17 protein-coding genes are annotated in these 25,459 nt (G+C 47.5%); 2 read left to right on the top strand and 15 right to left on the bottom strand.

Annotated features, from left to right (window positions below):
• Positions 1-11: 11 nt before the first annotated feature.
• The 9 genes from GN277_RS07790 to allE form a co-directional block, all read right to left on the bottom strand.
• The gene (locus GN277_RS07790; RefSeq protein ID WP_159750588.1) at positions 12-5,384 is read right to left on the bottom strand and encodes a fibronectin type III domain-containing protein; all 5,373 of its coding nucleotides are present in this window, start codon (positions 5,382-5,384) and stop codon (positions 12-14) included.
• 551 nt (positions 5,385-5,935) lie between these two features.
• Complete coding sequence (locus tag GN277_RS07785; RefSeq protein WP_159750587.1) at positions 5,936-6,934, bottom strand: FadR/GntR family transcriptional regulator; 999 nt, start codon at positions 6,932-6,934, stop codon at positions 5,936-5,938.
• Between the two features lie 69 nt (positions 6,935-7,003).
• Complete coding sequence (locus GN277_RS07780; protein WP_159750586.1) at positions 7,004-8,245, bottom strand: M20 family metallo-hydrolase; 1,242 nt, start codon at positions 8,243-8,245, stop codon at positions 7,004-7,006.
• 20 nt (positions 8,246-8,265) lie between these two features.
• Positions 8,266-8,463 carry a hypothetical protein gene (locus GN277_RS07775; protein ID WP_016218732.1) on the bottom strand — a complete coding sequence of 66 codons (198 nt, stop codon included), beginning with the start codon at positions 8,461-8,463 and terminating at the stop codon, positions 8,266-8,268.
• 21 nt (positions 8,464-8,484) lie between these two features.
• A complete protein-coding gene (locus GN277_RS07770; RefSeq protein WP_159750585.1) occupies positions 8,485-10,098 on the bottom strand; it encodes an L-lactate permease in 1,614 nt (537 codons plus the stop codon).
• 210 nt (positions 10,099-10,308) lie between these two features.
• Positions 10,309-11,247: a carbamate kinase gene (gene arcC, locus GN277_RS07765; protein WP_159750584.1), complete on the bottom strand. Its 939-nt coding sequence runs from the start codon at positions 11,245-11,247 to the stop codon at positions 10,309-10,311.
• Positions 11,248-11,266: 19 nt separating this feature from the next.
• Positions 11,267-14,275 (bottom strand): bifunctional FdrA/YlbE family protein, encoded by a 3,009-nt coding sequence (fdrA, locus tag GN277_RS07760; RefSeq protein ID WP_159750583.1) that lies wholly within the window; start codon positions 14,273-14,275, stop codon positions 11,267-11,269.
• Positions 14,276-14,305: 30 nt separating this feature from the next.
• Complete coding sequence (gene allD / locus GN277_RS07755; protein WP_159750582.1) at positions 14,306-15,358, bottom strand: ureidoglycolate dehydrogenase; 1,053 nt, start codon at positions 15,356-15,358, stop codon at positions 14,306-14,308.
• A 117-nt stretch (positions 15,359-15,475) separates the two neighbouring features.
• Positions 15,476-16,270 carry a (S)-ureidoglycine aminohydrolase gene (gene allE, locus GN277_RS07750; RefSeq protein ID WP_159750581.1) on the bottom strand — a complete coding sequence of 265 codons (795 nt, stop codon included), beginning with the start codon at positions 16,268-16,270 and terminating at the stop codon, positions 15,476-15,478.
• A gap of 326 nt (positions 16,271-16,596) precedes the next feature.
• Here allE and GN277_RS07745 point away from each other — a divergent pair, with 326 nt between their 5' ends.
• Entirely contained in the window at positions 16,597-17,475 is an 879-nt protein-coding gene (locus tag GN277_RS07745) for an alpha/beta hydrolase (RefSeq protein ID WP_159750580.1), read from the top strand.
• A gap of 75 nt (positions 17,476-17,550) precedes the next feature.
• Here GN277_RS07745 and GN277_RS30880 read toward each other — a convergent pair whose 3' ends face one another.
• The 6 genes from GN277_RS30880 to allB (GN277_RS07720) form a co-directional block, all read right to left on the bottom strand.
• Positions 17,551-17,676: a hypothetical protein gene (locus GN277_RS30880; protein ID WP_280178601.1), complete on the bottom strand. Its 126-nt coding sequence runs from the start codon at positions 17,674-17,676 to the stop codon at positions 17,551-17,553.
• Positions 17,630-18,376, bottom strand: a complete 747-nt coding sequence (locus GN277_RS07740) for a DUF3990 domain-containing protein (RefSeq protein WP_159750579.1) — start codon at positions 18,374-18,376, stop codon at positions 17,630-17,632. Before GN277_RS07740 ends, GN277_RS30880 begins: the two co-directional genes overlap by 47 nt.
• Positions 18,377-18,649: 273 nt before the next feature.
• Complete coding sequence (locus GN277_RS07735) at positions 18,650-20,011, bottom strand: NCS1 family transporter (RefSeq protein WP_159750578.1); 1,362 nt, start codon at positions 20,009-20,011, stop codon at positions 18,650-18,652.
• 78 nt (positions 20,012-20,089) lie between these two features.
• Entirely contained in the window at positions 20,090-21,463 is a 1,374-nt protein-coding gene (gene allB / locus GN277_RS07730) for an allantoinase AllB (RefSeq protein WP_159750577.1), read from the bottom strand.
• Between the two features lie 16 nt (positions 21,464-21,479).
• A complete protein-coding gene (locus GN277_RS07725) occupies positions 21,480-22,835 on the bottom strand; it encodes an NCS1 family transporter (protein ID WP_159750576.1) in 1,356 nt (451 codons plus the stop codon).
• Between the two features lie 15 nt (positions 22,836-22,850).
• Entirely contained in the window at positions 22,851-24,254 is a 1,404-nt protein-coding gene (gene allB / locus GN277_RS07720; RefSeq protein ID WP_159750575.1) for an allantoinase AllB, read from the bottom strand.
• 280 nt (positions 24,255-24,534) lie between these two features.
• On the opposite strand from allB (GN277_RS07720), the gene GN277_RS07715 reads away from it, so the two are divergent.
• Positions 24,535-25,446: a DUF2877 domain-containing protein gene (locus GN277_RS07715; RefSeq protein ID WP_159750574.1), complete on the top strand. Its 912-nt coding sequence runs from the start codon at positions 24,535-24,537 to the stop codon at positions 25,444-25,446.
• Positions 25,447-25,459: the final 13 nt, after the last annotated feature.

Here is a 25,459-nt window from a genome sequence, read left to right as displayed (position 1 = left end):
CTTTTATCGCTTTATTTCTTCTTGCCACTCAATGTTATATCTGGTAGTGTTTTTGGATATACCTCAAACATACAATCGCTGACCAGTCGCTGACCCTGATTAGTGGTCGCTTCATCCACACGGTACAGCTCTGCCCGTACTTTTTCCAATCCGGTATTCACATCCCCCGGAGCAATCCAGTAGATCCATGTTCCGTCATAGACATTCTGAAGATTTCCGCCTGACTCGTCTACATCTGAGAAGAGTACCTGATATGCCTTCAACGATCCATCCTGGTTCTTGCCGCCAACGATATTTCCGTCCTGGTCGTACAGGATTACCACATTGTATGCAGAGTTTCCTTTGTATCTTCCGGTAAATACAATAGAGCCTGCCGGAATTACATCTTCTTTCTTATCTCCATACTGATAAGCCGCTGCCAGTTTACCAATTGCAGTCGTACCGTCTTCTGATTTACGGAATTCCACATCATCTCCTGTGGTGCTTAATACATCCAACTCAGATATGGAAATCTTGGCGTTTTGCTGGTTCTTAATTGACAGCTTCACCGCAGAGGTCTGGTACAGAGCAATATTGGTGCTGTCCTTGACGCCAAAGTTTACCGTATGAACCCCTGTCTTTCCAAAGGTTCCTGTTGCCGCCTCAATCCATTCATTCTGGTCATTGCGGACAGAGATACTGTAATCCTCAATCGGCGTTCCTTCATTCACGGTGTACTGGAATCCAGATATTGTAAATGTCTGATTCAGCTCAATTACAACTTCTGCATTTACTCCAGCTTCTCCTATATATGTGGTTTCTGTTTTATTGTCAACTGCTGCGCTAATAGGCGCTTCTGCTTCTGGCAGACACGGATCATCTTCGTCAGCATCATCAACAGGAATGCTGCTTACGGCTTTCATATCATTCGTGTCAACACTCCAGTGGGTCTTGTCAATATTACCCTTATGGCTGATCTTCACCGGCTCCAGACGCTTTATGGCAGAACGGTTCAGATGCTGGTCAATCACAGTAACCTCATAGGTCACTACACGATTGTTCATCGTGGTAATTGTATCTGTAAATTCATTTCCGGTAGCAAAACCAGCTACTTCCTTTTCTTCCTCTCCATTTGAGGTGATACAGCGTACAATCTCATATCCAAGGACATCCTCCGGATTCAGCGTAGACGTAAGCTTCAGATTCACCTTATTGGCTGCATTCGTATCCACAGTCGCCGTCGTATCGCTTCCTACCGCCTCTTTCGTTCCATCCGTACCAAGCACGCTGTTGTGACTGATACGGTATACCCTGGATTCATCGTTTACATAGTAGATTGCCCTTGTCTCCTTCGGGAACTGCCCTGCATAGCTGATAGTCTCTGCGTCAGGCGTCTTACCCCAACGAACGAAGAATTCAAGAATATCCTTCTCCGCAGCCGCACATGCAAGACGCATCAAATCCTGCTCACGATCACCGGAAAGGGTCATAACCTTATCACCAGGCGTCGGCGCTTTCGCCGGATTTCTGGAATAGGTATCCACCCTGGCAAAGAACAGATTCGCAAGCTGCTCGTTGTAATCCGAATATGTCTTAAAGTTCAATCCATTGTCATACGCCAGATGTAACTGCCAATACATGCCCAACTGTGTAAATACATTGGTAGCTGGCCCCTTTGTACCTGATGTTACCTTCTCATATACCTTCGGATACTCGAAACGCACGGAATTATTCGTATCCTTTGCCTGGGCAAGTACAGAGAAGTAGTTATTCGTAGTCTCTGCAATGGCATAAGTGCCCTGATTGATACAATGTCCAATCTCATGGGCAATTCCCCATCCGTAATACTGACCGCTCAGATACTTGCCATTCTCATCCGCCTGAACGGTTACGCCGGACATCATTGCCGGAGTTGAACCCCATTCAATACCAATATGGTTACCGGACGCATACATGAACGCCCCTGCAAACATGGTCTGATAACGAATATTCAAATGGTTGGCCGGGAAACGGTCTTTCACATCCTGGGCCGTGTCGTTCAAGCCCTTGTGCTGGTAGAACAGATACATCATGTTCTCCATAGCCTCCATGGAGGTTACCAGCTTCTTGGCCTTATCCTGCACGCTGCCTGCTCCAGTGCCTGCAAGAATCTGCTGTGCCGGAAGTGACAACATCATCTTATCCAGCATAATGTCAGAAGCTCCAAGGATACAGTCCTCAGCCTTATAAGGATACTTCACCAACCCGTTGTCGGAATTCATATGCACTTCTTCATGCTTCTTCTCAATTTCGGCTACATATGTCTGCAGCTCCTCAATATATGTCTCTGCTCTTTTCTGTCGTTCTGCCGCGCTCTCGGCACCCATCGTCTGATAAAGATCCAGTACTGGCACCTGGACGCCTCCGCTTAAACGTACTGCATATTGGTCATTGGCATTATTGCCCGTATACTGGATATACAATGCTCCGCCAGTTTCCGCTGTCTGTGACCAGAGTTTTGGAATGGTAATGTCATTCTTTCCAATCTTCAGCGTTGCCACTACTTTGAACATTGACGCTGCTTCTGAGTGGTACTGGGTGCTTACCAACTGAAGATTCGTACCGTCACCGGTCCGCTTAGTATTGTGGCCTACATAGACTGAAATCTCCTCGCCTGCCGCTGCCGTCACTCCAAGAGGCTGCCATGCATTCAGACCGCCGAAGCCGCGTCCCACATCCTTTGTATTGATGGTGTTATGAATTTTTACCGTTCTTGTCAGATTGCCATCATTCAGAATCTCCTCTGCTGTGGCAAGCTCCCTCTCCAGATACTCTTTATCCGGATGGTATTCCTTGCTGATTGGATCTACCGTATCAATCCGTTTCCTAAGCTCATCAATCGTTTCCTGAGTTACATCCTCTCTGAGCTCTGTATGGAGATCATCCGTATAGAGCGCCATAATCTCCTCTTCAATAGAGTCATATTCATAGAAATATACCTCTGCTACAGAGATCGTGCCGTTCACGTAAGAACGTGCCAGCGCAAATTGTATCTTCTTTGCCTCAATGGGCTCGGAGAACCGAAGTACATAATAGGTTCGGCCTTCTCCATCCGTTTTTCTCAAAACCCGAATACTGCTTCTTGGAATTGCATGAGCGTTACCGTCGGCATCCCAATACTGTGCCTGGGCATAGCCATAACTCTGACTCTGAGGAGATACCTCCTGCAAAGCGATACGGTCCATCTTATAAACCTTGTCAAATTCATAGGTAATACCATGGACTCCCATTGGATTAAATCCGCCGCCATCCCAGGTATTCATGAAATAATGAGACATTGGGTTATTATCTACCGTTCCCCAAGCCGTACCTGGCTCCGTATCCAGCAAGCTGTCCTGCATAGCGCCCTTTACAATGGTTGCATTGATAATATGCTCGCTGACCTTCCCGTTCTCTGCACGATTCAGCAGCTTGTACTTCGGCATCTGTGCAGGCTCCTGATTCGTTGTCTTCGCTGTGCTCACCTTTGATGGATTACCCTCACCAATCTCGTTCACGCCTGTCACATAGATTTCATAATCTGTCTGATCCTTCAAACCGGAAATCGTATATTTGCTGTCCTTGATTCCTTCATCCTTCGTATATTCCTGGGTACCGGTTTCTCTGTAATATACATTGAAGTAATCCGTATCCTTCATCTTCTTCCAGGATACGTCAATCGCTTTGTATTTACCGACTGCATTTACATAGTCCGGCGCGTCCGGTACTTTGTCAACCTTCGGAATAGCTGTAATAGGGCCGCTGTATCCGCTTCTCCATGCCCCGTTGACAGACTGTACTCTCACCGTGTAGGTGGAGCCATTCTTAAGCTTGCCCTCGCCAAGTGATGATACGGCAAGAGAACATCCTCTTACAGATACAACCTCGTTTACAATTTCTTCCTTTCCATCTTCTCCAACAGGTCCTTCAATCTGCACCTCATATCCCGTTACGTTATTACATTTATCCCATGAAACAACAAAGGTCTTGTTGCCCACCTCTGCCGAAACATTCTGAGGGATGTCCCTTTCAGGCTCCGGAATCCGATTTTCCATGCCGTTTACGAACTCTACTCTGGAAATCTCCGCAAGATTGTTATTCTTTGTGCCTGTAATCGTAAAGATTACTCTCTTTATGGCAATCTGGCTTCCCAGATTAATGGAAATATTTCCATAGATATCCTTGTCAACCGTCACCGTGTCTTTGGACAGCAAAAGATGTACATCCTGCTCTTTGACAATAGGTACACTAAATTTTTCCTCGACTCCGTTTTCCTCGTAGAAAATCTCAAGGTTTCCTTCTTCAACCGGATTCTCCTCTTTAGAATCAATCACAATTCCGTCTGTCTGAGTGCCTTCTGCGAACGTGAACTCCACAGAAACCGGACTATCTGCAAGGGTTCCGCTGGCTGGCTTTAACTCCACGCCTCCCTCGCCTGTTGAAAGATTCTTTAAATCACCCACAACAAGGGTATTCTCACCTGTTTTATGGGAAATGGCAGACGCGGGTACATTGGTCTCAATGCTGGCTCCGGCATAGGGCGGAACCTCATCGCTCCTAAAATATCCCTGTACAAAAAAATTAAGGTCTGCAAGATCAACCTTTCCGTCCAGATTCAGGTCTTCGGCCTTTGCACCTTCCTCCTCCGGTTTGCTGGAATCAATCATATCGATAAGCTGGTCCTTATCAGCGTCGTCAATCTCTCCGTCACCGTTCACATCCCCAATCCGAAGCGCTCCCGGCTGCAATTCACCTTCTTTGTATGTATATCCGCCTAAAAAGCTGGTGGAATAGGTCAGCTTATACGCCAAAGCGTCCACATCAAGCTCACGGGTTCGGGTTCGGTATCCTGGCGCTGAGATTGACAATGTATACTTGCCCTTTTCCAGTCCTTCAAACGTAACTCCGTCCTGCAGCTTGTCGCCCATAAGGCCGCTAAGCGTAATCTGTCTTGGCTCGGTGCTGTATTCCACATCCTTACCTGCAAGATTAACGGTAAATGTGATGTCTTGTTTAAAGTCCAATGCCTGCATAATATGCACGTCTACCTGGCCTTTTACATTCTTGGCCATGGCTGTAATATCCAGCTCCTCCTCCGAAATTACGCCAATACCGTCAAGCTCTCCCTCTCCTGGTATCTCTGAAGGAGTTGTAAACAGAGGATTGTCCTCTCCTCCATTACCGTCGTCTTTATTATCGCCGTCTGGTTCCTTCGGCGTCGTATCGTCCGGTTCACCAGTCGGATTCTTACTGTCTGGCGTTGTATTGCCCACCTCGCCAGCCTCTCCCTCTGCCGGCACACTTGTCCCAGGATCCGTTGCAAAACTCTGCATACACGGCGCCAATACCAGTACTGCTGCCAGCATAAATGAAACTATTCGCTTCATGCTTCTCTCCTTTCCCTTACTCCCCATACTTCTATATTTATAGGTTCATTCGAGCAGTCTCCCACTCTAACTTCCCAGGCATAAATATACCATAAATATCGTCTTGACTTCAACAAAAATTAACGTTAAAATTTACAATTTAATGAATTTTTTGTAAATTATGGATAGGATATGGCCACGCCACTATATATAGTATGTTACCAAAAAAAGACCGGCTCTTAAAGCCACAGCCCAAAGCCAGGATTGGCTTAAGGCGCTGCAAAGAACCGGCCATACATCTTCCTCCTCAGGAAGTAAAATACTTCCACTTATTACTTGTCATCCTTTTTAGACTTAATAATCCTAATCAGCGCCCCCACAATCGCAACTCCTGCTACAGCATAAAATAAGATATCAACCATACTTGTTTCCTCCTGCTTTTTCTTACATTATGTATTTCCTGCCAGATCCTTCCATCTAACAGAATGCATTCGGACGTTCTTGGGACTGCCCAAAAGACCGTCTGACACGTTAGAGTATACACCCTTACAAGGCTTAAGGCAATACAAAATTCATCTATAATTATACCGGCCCGTTGACTTCTCAAGATGCTCCTTCATGGCGTCCGAAGCCCCTTTTGCGTCCTTGGCCAGAATCAGCCCGTAAACCTTCTGGTGCTCCTCATAGATATCTTTAAGCTGTCCCGCGTCTACCATGCCGCTTCCGCTGACATGGCGCATAAGATTGCTGATGGTCTGTATCATACTGTAGATTACGGGATTTCCGGAGCACTCCGCAATACAGATATGGAATTCCAGGTCTTCATTCAGAAATTCCTTAAAATCCTTCTCCATATAAGCCTTATGAAGCCTGTGAGAGATCTCATAAAGCTTACTCATGTTTTCCTCATTCATACATCCGGCCGCCAGATAAGCCGCCTTCACCTCAAGAAGATTGCGCACCTCCACAATGCTGTCAATCTGGCTTCCATTTAAAAAAAGAGACCATGACAGGGGAACGATAAAAAAACTTGCCTCATGACTGCTGATATATGTTCCCTGACCGGGACGGATATCAATCATCCCCAACACCTCCAGCACCTTAAGCGCCTCCCGTATTGCCGAACGCCCGACGCCAAGCTTTGTCGCCAGGCTTCGGTCCGATTCAATCTTGTCGCCCTTTTTCAGCCGCTTTTCAAAAATCTGCTCGGCAAAATACATGGTCAGGCGATTCACCAGATGGTTGATACTGCCCTTCTTTGTATTCCCTCTGCCCCTAGGGTCGCCTGCCCCGTCATCCGACAAAAGCACATGGAGTTTTTCGGCAAATTCCTCCGGCGGCATAGAAAACAGCATGGAGTCAATACCAAGGCGCTCCGACACGGCCAGTATCACCTCATTCATCCTTACCCCGTCCTTGGACTCCAGGTTTGAATAGGTTGCGATGCTCATGGACGGTTTTCCGTCTGCCAAAGGAAGAAAACGCTCAATAAACTCCTTCTGGGTGAGCCTGAGCGCATTTCTAAGCAATCGGAGATTCTCCTTTTTATTTACCGGATTCATTCCTGTCATATACCTCTCCATTTCCAAATATGCTGCCTCACCTTCATGGGTAAGACAGCATATTCTTATTTTATAGACCTATTTGGTAAGCAAATCCTTGGCAAGCTCAGACATAACCACTGATGCCTTGGCAAAATCACTGTATTTTGTAAATTCTACCGGACAGTGGCTTCTCCCTTCCTTACTGGGAACAAACAGCATTACGGTAGGGATTACCTGGCCAATCTCCAGCGCGTCATGGCCGGCGCCGCTTGGCAGCTTCTTGTAGCTGTATCCTCTCGCCTTGCAGCTCTCCTCCATGATGCCTAACATCTCCTCAGACAGCCATACCGGCGTGATTACCAGCTTAGTGTCAATCTCATAGCTTCCGCCCATCTCTTTTACTTCTCGGTCAAGGGCAGCACGGATTCTGTTGGCAATGTCATTGATATTGTCATTATTCTTGGAACGGATATCTACCGTAAACTCTACCTTCTCCGCAACGATATTCATTCCGCCTGGCGTTGTACGGATGAAGCCGGTGGTTGCTACGGTTCCGTCAGCCTTCTCACGAGCCCAGTCCGGAATCTTTGAGATGACCTTTGTAGCTGCGTCCACCGCGTCCATACGCATATCCATCGGAGTGGTTCCCGCATGGTCGGCCCTTCCGTGAACCGTTACCATATAACGCTGGATACCAACGATACAGTCAACCAGTCCAAGCTCAATGTTCTCCGCGTCAAGCACCGGACCCTGCTCAATATGTAACTCAAGGAATCTGCCAATCTTATCAACATCCCACTTGGCATCCTCAATCTTCTCTGGATCCAGTCCGTACTCTTTCATTGCGTCATAGATGGAAACTCCATTGGTGTCCGCAAAGTTCTTGCAGTACTCCACATCCCTGTTGCCAAGCATTGCGCCAGACCCAAAGTAGCCTGTTCCGAAGCGCATACCCTCCTCGTCGCAGAATCCAACTGCAACAAAATCTCTCTTAGGGGTAACTCCCTGCTCCTTTAACTGTCTTGCAACCTCGATGGCGCACACCGCGCCTGCAATACCGTCGAAGTCTCCTCCGTTCACTACTGAATCAAAATGTGAGCCCATCATGATACACGGTGCGTCAGGATCTGTTCCCTTCATCACTCCAATCACATTGCCCGCAGCGTCTTCTCTCACCTCAAGTCCGGCTTCCTCCATAATCTTCTTAAGGTAATTCACTGCCCCTCTTGCCTCCGGAGTAAACGGAAGCCTTGTACAGCCATCTCCCGGTGTGGCTGTAAACTGCTTCAGACTCTCCAGATCCTTGGCTATTCTGCCTGTAATCTCCTCAATCGCCATAATGATATTCTCCTTTCATCTTATTTCTTTGGCTTTATTATAAATGTTTTTACCGGCGAATACAACATAGCGGCTACCATAATTACAAATCCCACCAGGCAAATGGTATCATTTGCGCTGCCAAGACCTGCCAGTATGATAAAGAATGCCACCATAATCACGATAAAAGCGATTGTCAGCCCGCCTTCCTTCGTTTGAAAAAAACTTTTTTTCTCCATAATCTCTTTCGACTCTCCTTCCTACAAGGCTACCAGCACAAACAGGATTGCGCCAATCACAATGGTCGTCGGCACTGTCAGCGCGATAATCTTCTTGAGAACCTCGCCCTCTCTGCCAAGGATGCTTGCCGTCGTGGTTCCAAGGATAATCTTACTTGGGCTTACCGCGCTTCCGATGGCTCCTCCTGCAGACTGCGCCCCTAAGATTGCGGACGGGTCTACATTCAGCAGATTGGCCGTAGTCATCTGGAAGCCGCCGAACAGGATGTTAGAGCTCATATTGCTTCCTGTCATAAAGGTTCCAAGAAGTCCTACGAAGGGCGCCAAAATCACGTAAACTTTACCAAGGACATTAGCGATTCCATTTGCCAGCACCACAGTCTGTCCGGTTCCGTCCATAATCTTTGACATGATAACCAGGCCAATGACCGCAATACCCGACGGCATGGTCATAGAAACGGATTTTACAAAAATGCGCTTCACTCCGCCTTCGCGAATCCAGCCGTGCTTCTTATAATAAAGGAGTCCCACGAGCGCTGATATGAACAGGAACATACTGGCATGGGTGAACGGCGTAAATGCTGAGAAGCTCTCAACCGCTGCATTCACATGCCCATATCCTGTGGATGTCTCCGGAAACGACAAACCAAATGATATCTGTCCCAATAATGCATTGACCGGTTTTACCAGAAGCACAATCAGAGTAAGGGCTGAAAGCAGGAAATAAGGTACGAACGCCTGTACAAGAGTCATATCGGAGGGAGCCTCGCTTCCCCCTGCCTGCTCCTCGAACTCGCGGTTCATAATCGGGCTGTCGGCAATACTCCATTCTTCGTTGTACATCTTAATCCTTCCAAGCAGCAGGATGACAATCAAAGAAACGCATGCCGGAACGAAACAGCAGATGGTCGTATTAACCTGGCTTAACAAAAGCTCTCCGCCGCCCTGGATAACTGCCATAAGGGCAACCGCCGGAAAACCTTTCTTAAGCGCCTTGCCTTTGCCGTAGAACCAACAGGTGGCAAATCCGCCGATGGCATTCCAAAACCAGATAAACGCCGCCGTCCACATTGCCGTCACCAGATATTCCTTACTGCCCGCCGTAAGTCCAGCCGACATTGCAAGGGAATCCCATGCAGCTCCAAGAGTTCCGAAGGTATTGCCCCACGCCTGACCAAGCAGCGGAATGATGACCGCCCACAAGGGCTTCACGCCAATCCCAATAAGAAGCGGCGCGCCCACGGCAACCGGAACCCCAAATCCTGTAATTCCCTGAAGAAAGCTTTCAAATATCCACCCCATCGCAAGCACCAGAAGCAGCTCGTTGGGCAATAACTTCCTCATACCATTGCGGATTACGAGGAACGCCTTCGCCTCGTCACCCACCTGATACATCAGGATTGCCGTCCAGACTATAATTAGGATAATCAGGGCATTCCAGACTCCCTTGGCGCTCTCCGCTGCAATCAGCCGGATATTCGCCTTGAAAAATACAAGACCTGTGAAAATCGTAATCATAAGTCCCACCGGTGCAGCCTCCGTTGCACCCCAGTTAAATTTTATCATCAAAATCAACAGTACGATAATGGGCAGAAACGCCATTATCCACATAAACAGATTAATTGGTATATTCATGTTCCCTCTCCTCAACTACTCATACATTAATGGACGAAGTCCATCAGCCCAAAGGGCATGCATTGCGGTGCGCCCTTGGGGATACATTGCCGGACAAAGTCCATCTACCCGAAGGACATGTATTACGGTGTGCCCTTTGGGTATATATTAGAAAATCTGCCTGCATGTTTTGGTGCCTGCAGGCAGATTCTTGCCAAACCTGTTACCTGACTATGAGTGTATTACGGTTCCGGTTTCTCCTGCAATTCCGGCCGCGGCCTTATCAAGCAGCGTGATTAACGCGTGCCTGCCCTCTCCGGACTGCGCGAAGCGGATTGCCGCCTCCACCTTTGGAAGCATGGAGCCTTTCGCAAACTGTTCCTGGGCGATATACTCCTTTGCCTGTTCTACCGTGAGGTCTGATAACCACTCCTGGTTCTCCTTGCCCCAGTTAATGGCAACCTTCTCTACCGCTGTCAGAATAACCAGATGATCCGCGCCAAGCTGTGACGCCAGAAGGCTGCTGGCATTATCCTTGTCGATAACTGCATTGACTCCCACAAGTCGTCCTTCTTCGTCGCTGACTACCGGTATTCCGCCGCCGCCGCAGGTGATTACGATATGCCCTGCTCCCACCAGCGTCTTAATCGTCTCAAGCTCGCGGATTCTTTTCGGCATGGGGGAAGCCACCACAATACGGTAGCCTCTGCCGGCATCCTCCATGCAGCGGATTCCATTCTTCTCGTTTTCCTGCGCTTCTTCTTTTGTCAGAAATCTTCCGATTGGTTTCGTAGGATTGTTAAATGCAGGGTCGTTCTTATCTACCTCCACCTGTGACAAGATGGTAGACACCTTACCGTCGATCTTACGGCTCAGCAGTTCATATTTAATTGCATTTTGCAGATCAATTCCAATATACCCCTGACTCATAGCAACACTGGTAGGAAGGGGCACCTGCTTATAGTTCTGCTGCATCACAATCAGATTATCCATAGCATTCTGAATCATGCCGACCTGGGGGCCGTTGCCGTGGGTAACAATAATATCCATGCCCTGCTGTGCAAGGTCAACAATTACCTTGGCGGTCTTTGCTACGGCTTCCTTCTGTTCCTCTATATCTTTGCCAAGGGCGTTTCCGCCCAAAGCAATGACAACCTTCTTCTTATCCATAAGATATCTCCTATTCTGCTTATGCCTCGAAGCCAAGCTTCTTAGCGTAGGCCTTTACAGCCTTCTCGAAACATTCGATTGGCGGATGTACCGTACCTGCACCAATCTGTCCCCTTCCTGCAACCTTGTTGGCAATACCGGTGTTGATAACAGGAGTGATTCCCTTCTCTACAACCAGTCTTGCGTCAATGCCTAAGCAGATTCCCTGGAAATTCCATGTAGGAACCGTGAAGTTCGGGTTTCTGTCGATACAGATTTCCGTCATCTCGTTGCTGGTGCGAAGGGCGTCCTCGTAACCGCCGGCGCCTACGAATCTTGTTACTGCCGGCGCTGCAATCATGGCCATACCGCCTACGCCGAAGGTCTCTGTAATCGCGCTGTCTCCCATATCCGGACATGCATCCTCAGCGTCATAACCTGTAAAGTAGAGTCCCTGAGGCGTATTAACCGGACCTGTGAACCACTCGTCTCCCATACCTGCGATACGGATACCAAATTCATAACCATTCCGGCACATAGCGGTAACGATGGTTCCGTCTGTGTCCTTGCGGGCGTCGTCCATAACAGCCTTGCCTGTTGCCATCATAATATTTAAGAAGAACTGGTCTGTATCAGCTAAGAACTTAATCACATCGTAACGGTCCTTCTCGTCCATCTCCATGGCTGTGATAATCGGTGCTACCTCCTTCAAAAATGCAAGAGATGCAGCGATATTTCTCTGATGGAACTCGTCTCCCATTGCTACGGCTTTAGCAATCAGCGGATTGATTGCAAGACCATTCTCCATGGAACGAAGCGCTTTTCCAAGGGTCGGGCCAAGAACGTCTCTCATCCAGCGAAGACGATTTACCACTTCCTCGTCATATGCGCCGAAGCGAAGGACTTTACCGATACCTTCATTCATGGTACAGTATGCCTTGTTGCCGCCTGCCTCGTTCTCTACAACAAAGACTGCCATGTTCGGAGATGTGATGCCTCCCATTGGGCCTACTGCGTTACAGTGGTGACATGGGATAAACTTAATCTCTCCGCCCTCTAACATCTTTCTTGCTTCTTCCTCTGTGGCAGCCCACTCCTCGAACATTACCGCGCCAACGCAAGAACCCTGCATCGGGTCTGGCATATTCTCGTAAGCTACCGGCGGACCTGCGTGAAGGATTACCTTGCCGCCGTTTTCTGCAAACTCTGGAATCACTTCCTTTGCACGTACATTGTCCTTAAGTACCGGCTGACTTGCAACCACCTTGGCGATAACCGCGCGGTTCAGTTCGTCGATTCCCTCGTAATTTCTCAGGAAGTTCAGAGTCTTAATCAGCTCTACATTTCCTCCTGCCGGCGGCATCCAGTCGTACTGTACTACCTCGCATCCGAACTGCTCTACCACTTCCGCGAAGCTCTTAAGACCAATATTGATAATACGCGGCTTCGCAGACAGAAGCTCTCTTAGCTTCTCGGACGGCGCAGCCTTTGTAACCTCTACAACCTTCTTTGGGCGGATCTCTTTTGCCGGCTCGTCAAAATCTCTACCGATTGCGCGGATTGCCGTACGGCAGGCAAGTTTATTGTTCTCACAGACGATTACGCCTGCTTCTTTTAATTTATTTACAGCGTCGTCATACCCCTGATAATCTCTCCTGGTTCCACAGACGGTTGCGATAAAGAATACCTTTCTTCCCGCTGCGTCTGCTTTCGCCTGAAGATCCTTGATGGTGGGAATCAGAGAGCCGGCCATATCTGCATGAGAGCCGTAACCAAGCATGATGTCAAGAAGCACAACGCCTGTGGACTCGTCGTCTACCGCCTCCTGCATACACTCGATACGCTTTGCAGGGTCAATCATTGGGTGCGGCTTGCCCTGTGTATAAGCGTCGTCGCCTAAGTCAACCACTACGTTGCCGTCCAACTGAAGCATGTAGCCTTCAATATCCTCCGGCGGAACTTCACAGTTCATGGCATCCTTAATCAGCATCGCCGCTTCATTTGCAAGGGTTCCGCCTGAATAGTATGCCTTGATGGTCTTCTTATCCTCTGCCTTGTAGAAGGTGGACTCGTCAAGCTCAATCTCTGCCTCCGGCACATCCTTGCCGCGAACCAGGCTCACAGCCAGACGCGCCGCCTCATCCAGCGTGTACGCATGATAGAAGTTCTCCTCATGATACTCCGGCTTCTCGCCTACGAACAGGGTAACAACCGGCTTGCTGAAATCAGACAGCCTGTCGGAGATCATGTCTCTTACCTCTTTTGCCGGCGGCTTGGAAACGATTACCAGCACCTTTACAGCGTCGTCGTCCTCCATGGCGTCGATCATGTCCATCATGGTGATTCCGCCGATCTTTGCATTCAGGTCACGTCCGCCGATACCGATTGCGTTGGTTACACCCTCGCCCAGTCTGTCGATAATGGTGGTTAATTCCTGAATACCTGTTCCTGACGCGCCAATGATTCCGATAGAGCCTGGCGCAACATTGTTGGTAAATGCAACCGGCACGCTCTGGATGATTCCGGTTCCGCAGTCAGGACCCATAACTGCCAGACCTTTTGCGTGAGCCTTCTCTTTCAGAGCCTTCTCATCCTCAATCGTTACGTTATCGCTGAACATGAATACATTCAAGCCCTCGTCCAATGCACGATCTGCCTCCAATGCAGCATATGCCCCAGGAATGGAGATCACTGCAAGGTTCGCCTCCGGCATCTTTGCAAGAGCCTTGTCCCAGGATTTTACGCTCTCTGCGCCCTTCTTTCCTTCGCTTGCGGCGGACTGCTTCTTAAGGAACACCTCCACCTGCTCCATGATGGTATCTAACAGGCTGTCGTCGTCGATATCTGCAACGACTACCATATCGTTGGCGCTGGCGCTCATAAGCTCATCCGTGTCAAGGCCACTCTGCTTAAAGATGTCCTTGTTTGCCGGAGTCGCCATCATAATGGAAACCTTCTTTACTCCCTCGATCGTAGAAATCTCATTGGTCAGAAGCATGAGAACTACTGAGTCCTGATAACTTCCTTTTTTAACAACTGTTTTTAACATGTTTTTTCCCTTTCTGAATCAGAAAATTGATTAATCTGCAAATCTGTTCTTGTGGTCATATCTATTGAAATGAACCGCGTCGCCCTTAAGATATTCAACTAACTCGTCAACGACCTCGATTCCGCCTGATGCATATGCCTTATCTCTCCTCATAACGGCTCTCTCGCCCGGATAATATACCTTGCCGTAGCCCGGAGCTGCCTTCATCTCGCCAAGCTCGTCACAAGTCTGTGACATACTCTTCTTAAACTGCTCTGCGCCGCAGAATCTCTCTGGGTCCATAACGATAATCATCTGTCCAAGCTCACGCCCCTTTGAGCAGTCATGGTACATAGAGCTTACATGCTTTCCAAAGGGAACTCCCAGAAGCACGCCGGAGAACACGTCCACCATCATCATCAGACCGTATCCCTTGGCGCCTGCGATTGGTGTCAGGGCATTTACTTTATGCGGGTCTGTCACAGGCTCACCGTTCTCATCTACTGCCCAGTCAGCCGGAATCTCTGCGCCCTGGGAACGCTTGTCAAGAATCTTGCCCCATGCCTGAACGGTAGTAGCCATATCGAATACCACGTTGCGCTCGTCTGCCGTAGGAGCCGCAAATGAGATTGGATTGGTTCCGTAGTACGGTTCTGTTCCGCCGTATGGAACTGCCATCGGGTCGGACTGGCAGAATGTGATTGCCGCAAGACCTGCCTTTGCGCACATCTCTGTGTAGTAGCCGATAGAACCAGTATGTGAAATATTGGCCATACCAACGATAGCCACACCATTTTCCTTAGCAATCTCGATTGCCTTCTCCGTAGCCTTTGTCGCTACCCAGTAACCGATTCCGTTGTCTCCATCCATGATTCCGGAGCAAGGGCCTGTCTGTTTCCATGTGATGTTCGGGTCGTTTGTGATACCGCCCTTTGCGATTCTCTCGCTGTAATACTCCACACGTACTGCACCGTGGGAGGCATACCCTCTCTCATGTGACCACGTAAGAATCTCTGCTGTCTGCTCGGCATGCTCCTCCTTTAAACCTGCCTGCATCATTTTATTTTTCATTAAACCTTTTAATTCATCCCTTGAAAGCTTCATTGTGTCCCCACCATCCTTATAAATATTTCCGCCTGACTGCGGCAAATGTCCCACGGCTTAAACGCCGTGTTCTGTCGTACTTTACAGCGCCGCGTCTGCGCCGTACTCTTTCGCTTCTTATAATGCAACATCTCTGTTGCAGTCTTTGGAATAGATGTATGTCAGGACCTCCTCGCGTCCCTCGTCGCCTACCGCATAGCATGCCTGAGGGCAGTATGCATCCATAAATACATAGTCGCCCTTCTTAAGCGGCACCCAGTCCTCATCCAATCTGTACATTGCTTTACCAGACAGGAATAACATTCCATGCTCCTGTACGTGGGTCTCAATATAACCGTGAGAAGCGCCAATGTGGAACTTCAGGATATGCATATTCATATCAAATCCAAAATCATCTGTCGGAAGGAAATTCTGAATATAACAGTTCTCCATTCCCTCATAGGAAATCCACTCTAATTCATTGGCATTTCCAACGATGGTGTGGGCGCTAAAGCCTTCTACCTTCTCATATCTGCGTCTGTACAGGTAAATCTTCACGTCTGAATTACCCTTATTCTCGAAAGATACCGGCTTATCCTCTGGTGAGTAAATGTATCCGCCCTGTGTAAGAGCAGCCTCTTTATCTGCATTTTTTACCGTAACCTCGCCCTCGATTACGTAAAGGAACGTCTCGATTCCGTCGCCGCCGATTCCCTCCTTCTTGCCGCCTGCATGTGCGGTTACAAGATAGTCTGCGAAGGAAGCGCCCATTGCAGGAGAACCGAGAATCGTTACATCACAGTTCACATAACCCGGAATTGCATTCTTTACAAGTCCGTCTGGCTCAAGAAGCACCCAGTTCTCTTTCTTGATTATGGAACGTGTCTGTAACAGCTCATCGCGGTATCCAACCTGATTGTTTAAGTAACTCATTGTTAGTCCCTCACTTTCTTAAAATAAAAATTGATAGATTAAATAGTTTTGGTCGTTGTGGTCAACCGGTTTTTATACATACATTATGACATTTTAGACTGAAAATTTCCATTGACATTTTAGACAAAACTGAACCTTTTATTTTGTCTATTTTAGCAGGAGTTTTCTGTGTTTTTTTCTCTTGAACCCAATGGTATTTGTGGTATACTGGTATTTACCGGCAGCATAATTTTCCGCCATTATCTTTGTTAATTTTTAAACAATTAATTTAAAATCAAAGCCTGTGCGTTCAACCACTTTTTAATACCATGAAAGGAGTTGCATCAATGTTACAAAACAGAAAAATATTAATCCCCTGTGAGTATTGCAAAAAACATGCCAATATCTATTATGACACAGACGTAAAGACAAAAGCCTGTATCTTATATTTCCACGGCGGCGGATTATTATACGGCTCAAGGTCTGATCTTCCTGAGCTTCACTTACATTTATTGACGGAAAACGGATACCGAATCATTGCATTCGATTATCCCCTTGCACCGTCGGCCAGGCTGGACCTGATTCTTGAAGACGTCTGCGCCTCCATCAACCATTTTACCAGGAATTTTCCTCTCTACATGGAAGATGGGGCAAACAACTTCTTAGAGCCTCTCCCCTACTTTTTGTGGGGACGTTCTGCGGGAGCTTATCTGTGCCTTTTGGCCGGCGCCCGTGGCAAACTTGACAAAAAACCTGCCGGAATCCTCTCTTATTACGGATACGGCTTTCTGTGCGACGGATGGTTTATGACGCCCAGCAATTACTACAACATGCTTCCCGCTGTCAGCGAGACAGCCCTTAAGGCTGTTCCCCCAGGCATACATACAAACGGAGATCTGGATACCCATTACAGCGTCTACGTGTATGCAAGGCAGAAGGGAAGTTGGATTGACCTAATCTATGCCGGACGACAGAAATTTTTCTATCTTGATTATACCTTACGTACCTGCGAAAAACTGCCTTGTCCCCTGTTCTGCGCCCACAGCACCGGAGATACGGATGTTCCCTATTCTGAATTTCTGGAGTTGTGCAACCGTTTTCGGGCTCAACGGTTTGTGGCGTCCCACAATATGCATGATTTCGACCGTGACGAAAAAAATCCTGTGACATCAAGGCTGCTGGAAGCGACTCTTAAATTTCTGGAGTTAAAGCTTTCCCACGAATAGGCTGCTTAGGGCATATATGCCACAAAAAAAGGAGGGCTCCCCTTGGGAAACTCTCCTTTTTCGCGGTATAACATATTATAAAATGTTCATCTTCTTTAAAATCTGTTTGGCATACCAGTTAATTCCTTTGTGTGCCAGCATCTCGTTATCCATATCATAATTGGGGGCGATCTCCTTCGCCTTCTGCCTTGCCTGTCCCACCGTTAATCTCCCGCTGGAAAAAAGAATCAAAGCATTCGCAAGTTCGCTCTCTACCGTATAGACTTTCCGCATATGAATTGTCCTCCTTTTTCAGAATATCTGTCATTCTAAGCAAATCGCATATCTTCTGGTTCCCAATATACAACTGCCTCATACTGTTCGGCTTCTTTAGTAATTCAAGCGCTCTCTCATAAGACACCACACAGTTCCTGTAATCCAGAACTACTTGATCCGGAAAACTGTCGCTCATCACTCCCCATATAAGGTCGTATCCATGGGGCTTCTGATTATATACGTTATGTACACGGTTCTCAAAAGTAAACTGTGCAAATTCATTGTCATGTTTTGGAAAGCATCTGTATCGGTATGTATTTTCTTCAATGAACAACAGATGGAAGGGATTAAATTCAAATTCCACTACTGCCCAGCCAGTTCTCTTCGTCATCGTACCGTCAAGATTGATTATAGGTATTCTGGAGACATAATCCTGTGCTCTCTGGTATGTATCCGTTAGATAAAAACCCATCCCAAAATCCAGCTCAGCCCCCAGATTATAGGAGGCGATTACGCCCTCTTTCGCAATATTGCAGGCATCCTCAAAGGATGTTCCGTGATACCATCTGTCTCGGTTGAGCCTGTTCAGCTCCTTCACGGATATGCCCGTCTTTTTTGACAATTCTGCAATCTGTTCTTTCTTCATACTACTCTTACCCAGAGTATAACATCCGAGCCAATTAAATGCAATCTTTTTCGGATGTTCATGCCATCCTTTCTTCCTAAATTTTAACTATTACGTGGATTTGCCGCAGAAGACTGCGTATGATTTCCAGATAAATAAAATAATCCTTTCTGAGAGAAGACTCTCTCAGGAATCGTATAAATTCTACCAGAAACTGCCAGAAAAGTCAACAGCCCTGCACTATCGGTGAAGCCAGACGGCTTCACCGATAGTGCAGGGCAATATATCCAAGTCTTATTTTTCAAAAATCGTTCCCTTACAGAACGGCTTCGAAGCCGGCATCATCTTCATCAGCAGATAATAAGCCACTCCTGTCGGAATCAGGCTCACATACCAAGACAACTGCATTACCAGCAGAGAACACAGAGAACCAAAAATGATTGCAATGACCGCCGCCCAGTTGATGCCCTTGAAGCATCCCTGTTTATCATACATATCGTTAATATCCAGCTTCTTCTTGCGAAGGATAAAATAATCTACAGCCATAACAGCGAAGATTGGTCCAAGGAATGCGGAATAGAACTGTGTAAAGAAATTCAGTCCTGCCGCTGACTCATCCGTTACCAGCTTCCAAGGCATTACGCATGCAGAAAGGATACCTACAAGTACAGTAGCATGGGTCCACTTCATCTTAAAGGACTCCATCAATACATAAGCCGGAGGCACGATGTTGTTCAGTACGTTGGTCGTAACCTGGGCAAATGCGATGAACAATAATGTCACGATTGTAAGGAACTTGCTTCCCATTGTGGTAGAGAATACCACTACCGGATCGCTGTTTCCTGTTGCGGCAGTTACAAGGAGTCCAATCAGACCCATGAACAGCGTTACAGGAAGGATTGCGATTGTATAGATGCTTGCTGCCTTTACAGGCTTAATGTCATCCGTCGCATTACGTGAGTAATCAGACGCATTGATGATCATGGTAGAGTAAATTCCAAGGAAGGAGGTGGTCGCAGCCCAGAACGGCATACCCCATGTTCCTTTGATTCCTGAGAATACGTCCCCAATCTCAGATGCAAACTGGGTATTTACCACATACAACATATACACAAGGATTGCAATGATAAATACGCAGGAAATATTCTCCAGCCACTTAATCCCCTCAAATCCCTTAATTGCAAGGGCTACCTGCAGAAGGGTAAACAACGCGTACACAACCGGAAGGTTGCTGACCCCAAACAGGATGTTCATACAACTGTTGATGGCGCCCGCGCCCACCCAGCTCTGGAAGCCAAACCATACAATCGCCGGAAGCCCGCGAAGAACACCAGGAATCTTGACGCCCGTTGTGCCGAAGCTGCTTCTTAACTGCACGGTAAAGGGAATACCATAGGTATGGCCGCACTCACCGATAATCGCAAGTGCGATTGCAATAACCAGACATCCGATCACCATAGCGATAATCGCCTGTGTAACCGTCAGAGCGCCAATTAATCCTGCGCCCATGGAAAATGTACCGATAGACACACAGCCGCCCATAAAACTCGCCGCATAGGATAAGGTTCCCATAATACGTTTTTGCGTTGGCTGAAGATCCGGATCCACGTTCTTAACAAGGTCCGGATTCAGGTTTTTGTTATCAACTATACTCATACTTTCACTCTCTCCTTTTTATTCTCTTTCACGGCGGCAGCCGCCAATATAAGCTTTGCCGCCGCAAAAGCACACGCCTTACTTAAGCTTCTTCACCAGCTCGCCCACACCCTTCTTAGCAATAACCTTACCGTCCTTGGCAATCACATTTCCTCGTACAAGAGTCATAACCGGAAGACCTTTGCCCTTCAGCCCCACAAAAGCTGAAATCTTATTCACATACAGCAGGGATTCTTCTGTAATCTCCCACTCCTTATTCGGGTCTACAATCAAAAGGTCTGCGTCAAATCCTGGCTTAATGTCGCCCTTCTTGCCATAGATGCCGAATGCCTTCGCCGGAAGTACGGACATAGCATTAGCAAGCACTGTCGGGCAAACGCCGCGCTTCACAACACCCTCGCTGAACGCCGCCTGGAAACCGCTCTGGATACCTGAGCATCCGCCCCATACGTCGAATACCGTCTCAATCTTATTGCCAAGAATCTCGTTAAATTTCTCGTCATATGAGCATGGAGAATGGTCGGAAGCGATTCCGCTGAATACGCCGGCCTTCACATACTCCCACATCTCCTCTACCGCCTCTTTTGGCTGAAGGATGGGCGCGCACTTGTAAAGAGGTCCTTTCTCGATTACGTCTTCATTGCTGAAGGTCAGGTAATGAGTACAGGTCTCAGCCGTAATATCGTACCCCTCGTCCTGAGCCGCCTTAATCTTCTTTGCAACCGCCGGATGGGAAACATGGCAGATATGCGCCTTACATCCCGTCGCCTTGGCAATCTCGATAATAGCGTCAGTAGCAACAATCTCCGCAACCACAGGGCGGGACTCAAGGAAGGCTTTCCAGTCGTTGCGTCCGGCTTCCTTCATCCTCTTTTCCTGGTTCTTAATAATCGCATAGTCTTCACAGTGGAAGCCTGCCCGTCCGTCAAACTCCTTGATCATGTCCATGGCCTCCATTGCCTGACCATAATTCAACGACTCATAATCCGGAGAAACCGGTCCGATGAAGGACTTGAAGGATACGCAGCCCTTCTCATCCAAATCCTTTAAGTCTCCAAAATTATAACTTGTAAGTCCGCCCCAGAAGCAGTAATCAACATATGCGTTAGGAGAAACCTTATTCTCTTTAAAGTCAAATGCTTTCGCATCCGTCATACATGGGTCGTTCTGAAGAGGCATGTCGATTACCGTGGTATATCCGCCAAGAGCCGCGGCAGCCGTACCGTGTTCATAATCCTCACGCCACTCAAAACCAGGATCGTTTAAATGAGCATGGGTATCGATTGCCCCTGGGAATACATATTTTCCAGCCGCATCAATAACATTTGTTGCCTCCGGTTCTTCCCCTTTGGTCAGAACTGCGGCAATCCTGCCCTCTTTGATTGCTATATTACCTTCTGTTACGGCATCTGCCGTAACAATCTTACCATTTTTAACTAATACATCATACATTAGCAATACCTCCTGTTTACTCCAACGTTGTTCCTTTTCTGAACCGCTCGCAGGACGGCATCTTTTTCATTAAGAAGTAGAATACAAGCCCTGTCGGAATAGTTGCTGTAAAGAATGAAATATTTACATTAATCAGACCGATAACCGCGCCCACAGCGATTGCGATAATCGCCGCCCAGTTAATGCCCGCATGGTTTCCGCTGTCATTATACAGATCCTTCAATACCTCCTCGGATACATTTCTCTTATGAAGAATGAAGAAGTCTGTAATCAGTACCGCAAAAATCGGTGCGAAGAATGCGGAGTAAATCTTAACGAACAGGTCAAGCCCTGCCGCTGAGCTGTCGTTTGTCAGAATCCACGGGCAGGTAGCTACCGCAAGGATACCAACGATAATAACGGCTGTCCTGTGCTTGATCTTAAATACATCCATGAACGCATATGCTGGCGGGATAACATTACTTGCAAGGTTGGTGGACAACTGAGCAAAGATGATGAAGCCTAACGTTACCAGAAGGACAATCTTGTTGTCTACCATCTGCGCAAATGCATTAATCGGATTGGCGATACCGGTAGCTGTGGAAGCCATAGCGCCAATGAGTCCCAGCAATACGGTTGCAGGAACCATAGCGCAGAAGTAAGACGCCCCACGGGCTACGGAGGTGTATCCTGCCTTCATCTCACGTGAATAATCTCCTGCATTTAACATAACCGTCGTACTGTTACCGAAGAAAGCGATCACAGCGCCGATAAAGGGCATCCCCCAGGTTCCGCCGTGGCTCATCAGCTTGTCGCCAATTACGTCGCCGTACTGTGAGATACAGATATATAACAGATAAATCATAGCGATAGAAATTACCACACCGCCGATATTTCCTACCCATTTTGCTCCCTGGAAGCCCTTGATGGATAACAAAATCTGGATTAACTGGAACAAGATAAAAAATACCCAGATATTGTCAAACCCAAAGAACACGATGGAAATATTGTTAAGAGCCGCGCCTCCAAGCCATGTCTGGAAGCCATACCATACGATAGCCGGAAGTCCTCGAATCAATACCGGAATCGAGCTTCCCTTTGTTCCAAACGCACTCTTTAGCTGAATCGCATAAGGAGCACCCGTCTTATAACTGAACTGATCGTTGGCCGCAATACCGATAATTAGAATCAGCGAACCAATAAATACTGCAAGGAACAACTGAATCAGATTCAAGCCCTTCTCAAGCTGGGCGCTTCCCATGGTCAGCGTTCCGATGGAAATACATCCGCCAAGCCAGAGCATCGTGTTGGACCCCCAGCTCATGATACGGTCTTGAGGCTTAATTGGAGCTAATGAGCTTGCCTCTTTCTTTTCATTGTTTACATCACCCATAATCTCTCTCCTTTATTATTTTACCGGTGTGATATACTCGCCATATCCTACCGCTTCCTCTTTGTACATGCCGTCTAAAGCCACTACCTTACCTCGAATAATCGTACATGTAGGCGCGCCTTTGCCTTCCTGTCCGTCGAAGCAGGATACGTGTCCCTTTGTCAGAAGCTTTGTCTGGTCAACCTTCCATGCCTTATTAGGGTCTACGATTACCACGTCGCCGTCAAATCCAAGCTCAAAAGCGCCCTTACGTCCATACAGTCCGAAAATCTTAGCCGGATTATAGTCCATCACCTTAGCAATCAAAGTAGGACTTAATCCCTTCTTATTCACAACCATATCAAACATCATCGGAAGGAAGAACTGGATTGCATTAAGGCCGCCCCACGCATGCCAGATATCCTTGGTGGCATTGTCCTTCTCCTCATCAGCCGCCGGAGAATGGTCGCTTCCTACGCATGACAAGGTCCCGTCAAGGACATAATCCCACATCTTCTCCATATCCTCTTTTGTACGCATCGGAGGCGTACATTTTGCCGGAGCGCCCTTCTCGAACACGAAGTCCTCTGTAAAACCAAGATAGTGAGGGCAAGTCTCTGCCGTAATGGGGAGCCCTTCATGGATAGCGTCCTTCACAACCTGAGCTACCATGGGATGGCTCACATGACAGATATGTACGCGTCCGCCAGTTGCCCTTGCCATGTCAATGACATTCTTAGTAGCAACATACTCTGTCCAGACGTCATGGGAGTCTAAGAAATCACGAATCTTCTGCTCATTGGTCCGGCCTTCTTTTGCCTTGGCCTCTTTCTCTCTCTCCAATACCTGGCCGTACTCTTCACAATGGAAGCCGCACAGTGCGTTATATGGTTTTAAGACCTCCAATGCCTTGCGCACATTTCCCATGTTTACAGTAGGGAAAAGGTTTCCGTTGGGGCATGTAAAGCCCTTAAACGCCGCAACGCCGCAGTTGTGCAGGTCTACTAGGTCATTCATGTTGTTCTTTACAGAATCCGGCTTATCGTCATAGTCGCCTACAAGCCCGCCCCATAACGCATAATCAATAACAGAGTGCTTGCTGATCTTACCCATCTTCAGATCAAAAATCTCTTTGTTCATCAAAGAGGGGTCGTTATTAAGCGGCATATCGATTAACGTTGTACAGCCTGCAACCGCCGCCGCGCGGGAGCCTGTCTCAAAATCTTCTCTGTACTCAAAACCTGGCTCATTCAAATGTGCATGGCAGTCGATAATGCCTGGAAATACATAATTTCCCTTGGCATCAATGGTTTCCTTCGCCTCTGCCTTCGTTCCTGCTGCCAGGAAAGCCGCATACTTGCCGTCCTGAATCGCAATATCTGCCTCGTAGATACGATCCGGAGTCACAAGCCTGCCGTTTCTAATCACTAAATCATACATAACATACCTCCTAAAATAATTTACCGGTCAACCACATTTTAACTATCTGTATACTATTTTAATCTAAAATGAAATAAATCACAATAGCACAAAACAGAGAATATCTTCCACCATTTTTGTGTAGTTTTCACAAAACCATCCTCTTTTTATCATTAATACATTATCACTATGCACTAAAATTCTAAACCAGATTTTAATTCTTTATGATTGTAATTTTCTGCGTTCTCTGATACCATATACAAAAGACTGGCAAAATACGACTCATTGAAGGAGACTTACCATGGAATATCAGATTAAACAATTATCCTATTATGCCAAAAGCATACTGGAAGCACTCACAACCGGAGCCGTCCATTCTGTATACCGGCGAACCATCAATCTTACGAACGGCAGACAGCTTCTGTCCTTACAGACAGACCGTTCACCCTTGTCCCCCATCAGCCTGATTTCCCAGCTTACTGCTGATGAATTCAGTACACTGTCAGTAAAAACCGGAGACGAGGTACGCTTTCACAAAGACGGGTTCACCATCTGTAATACGGCAAGGAATCCCTGCCCTTCTTACAGCTTCACCTGCAGGGCTTCTGAATATTACGAGCTGAAACTGTCAAAACCACTGGATACACCCTCGCGCCTCACCCTTACTGCCAGTATCCAGGAAGCCATTTTAAACGCAAATACAGGCGGGTTTGCACCTTTATTTAGCGCCAATACCGGCCGGCAGCTTATGCCTGACCCTCTCGCCAACTGGAATGTGGATGCCGATGACTCTTTATCCCTGGTACTGACTGCTGCAAGGAGGTATATTCTTCAATGTAATAACCTGATCCTTGACAGAAAGTATCCTCAGGCAGCCCTTGAGCTTACCCGTCTTCTGGGATTGGGAACCGGCCTCACTCCAAGCGGCGACGATTTTCTCTGCGGGGTTTTGGCAGGCTTTCTTCTCTCTGGCAGTACGGGCCACCCCTTTGCAAAACACTTAAGGGACATGCTGGCAGATAAGCTTACCGATACCATCGACATCAGCGCCGCTTTTCTGTCCTGCGCTCTTAAAAACCAGTTCAGCTTGCCGGTGAACCGTTTGTATGAGCTGCCGTCACCCAAAGAAATCCTTACCTCCTTTGAGACAGTGGGCCACTCTTCTGGTACAGATACCCTCTGCGGTATCCTATGGAGTCTTGCGCATATTTGAATATTTTTATACC

It is taken from the genome of Sporofaciens musculi, assembly GCF_009830285.1.
In the GTDB taxonomy this organism is placed as follows: domain Bacteria; phylum Bacillota; class Clostridia; order Lachnospirales; family Lachnospiraceae; genus Sporofaciens; species Sporofaciens musculi.
Note: the sequence above shows the minus strand (reverse complement) of the source record. Positions and strands in the feature narration are given on the sequence as shown.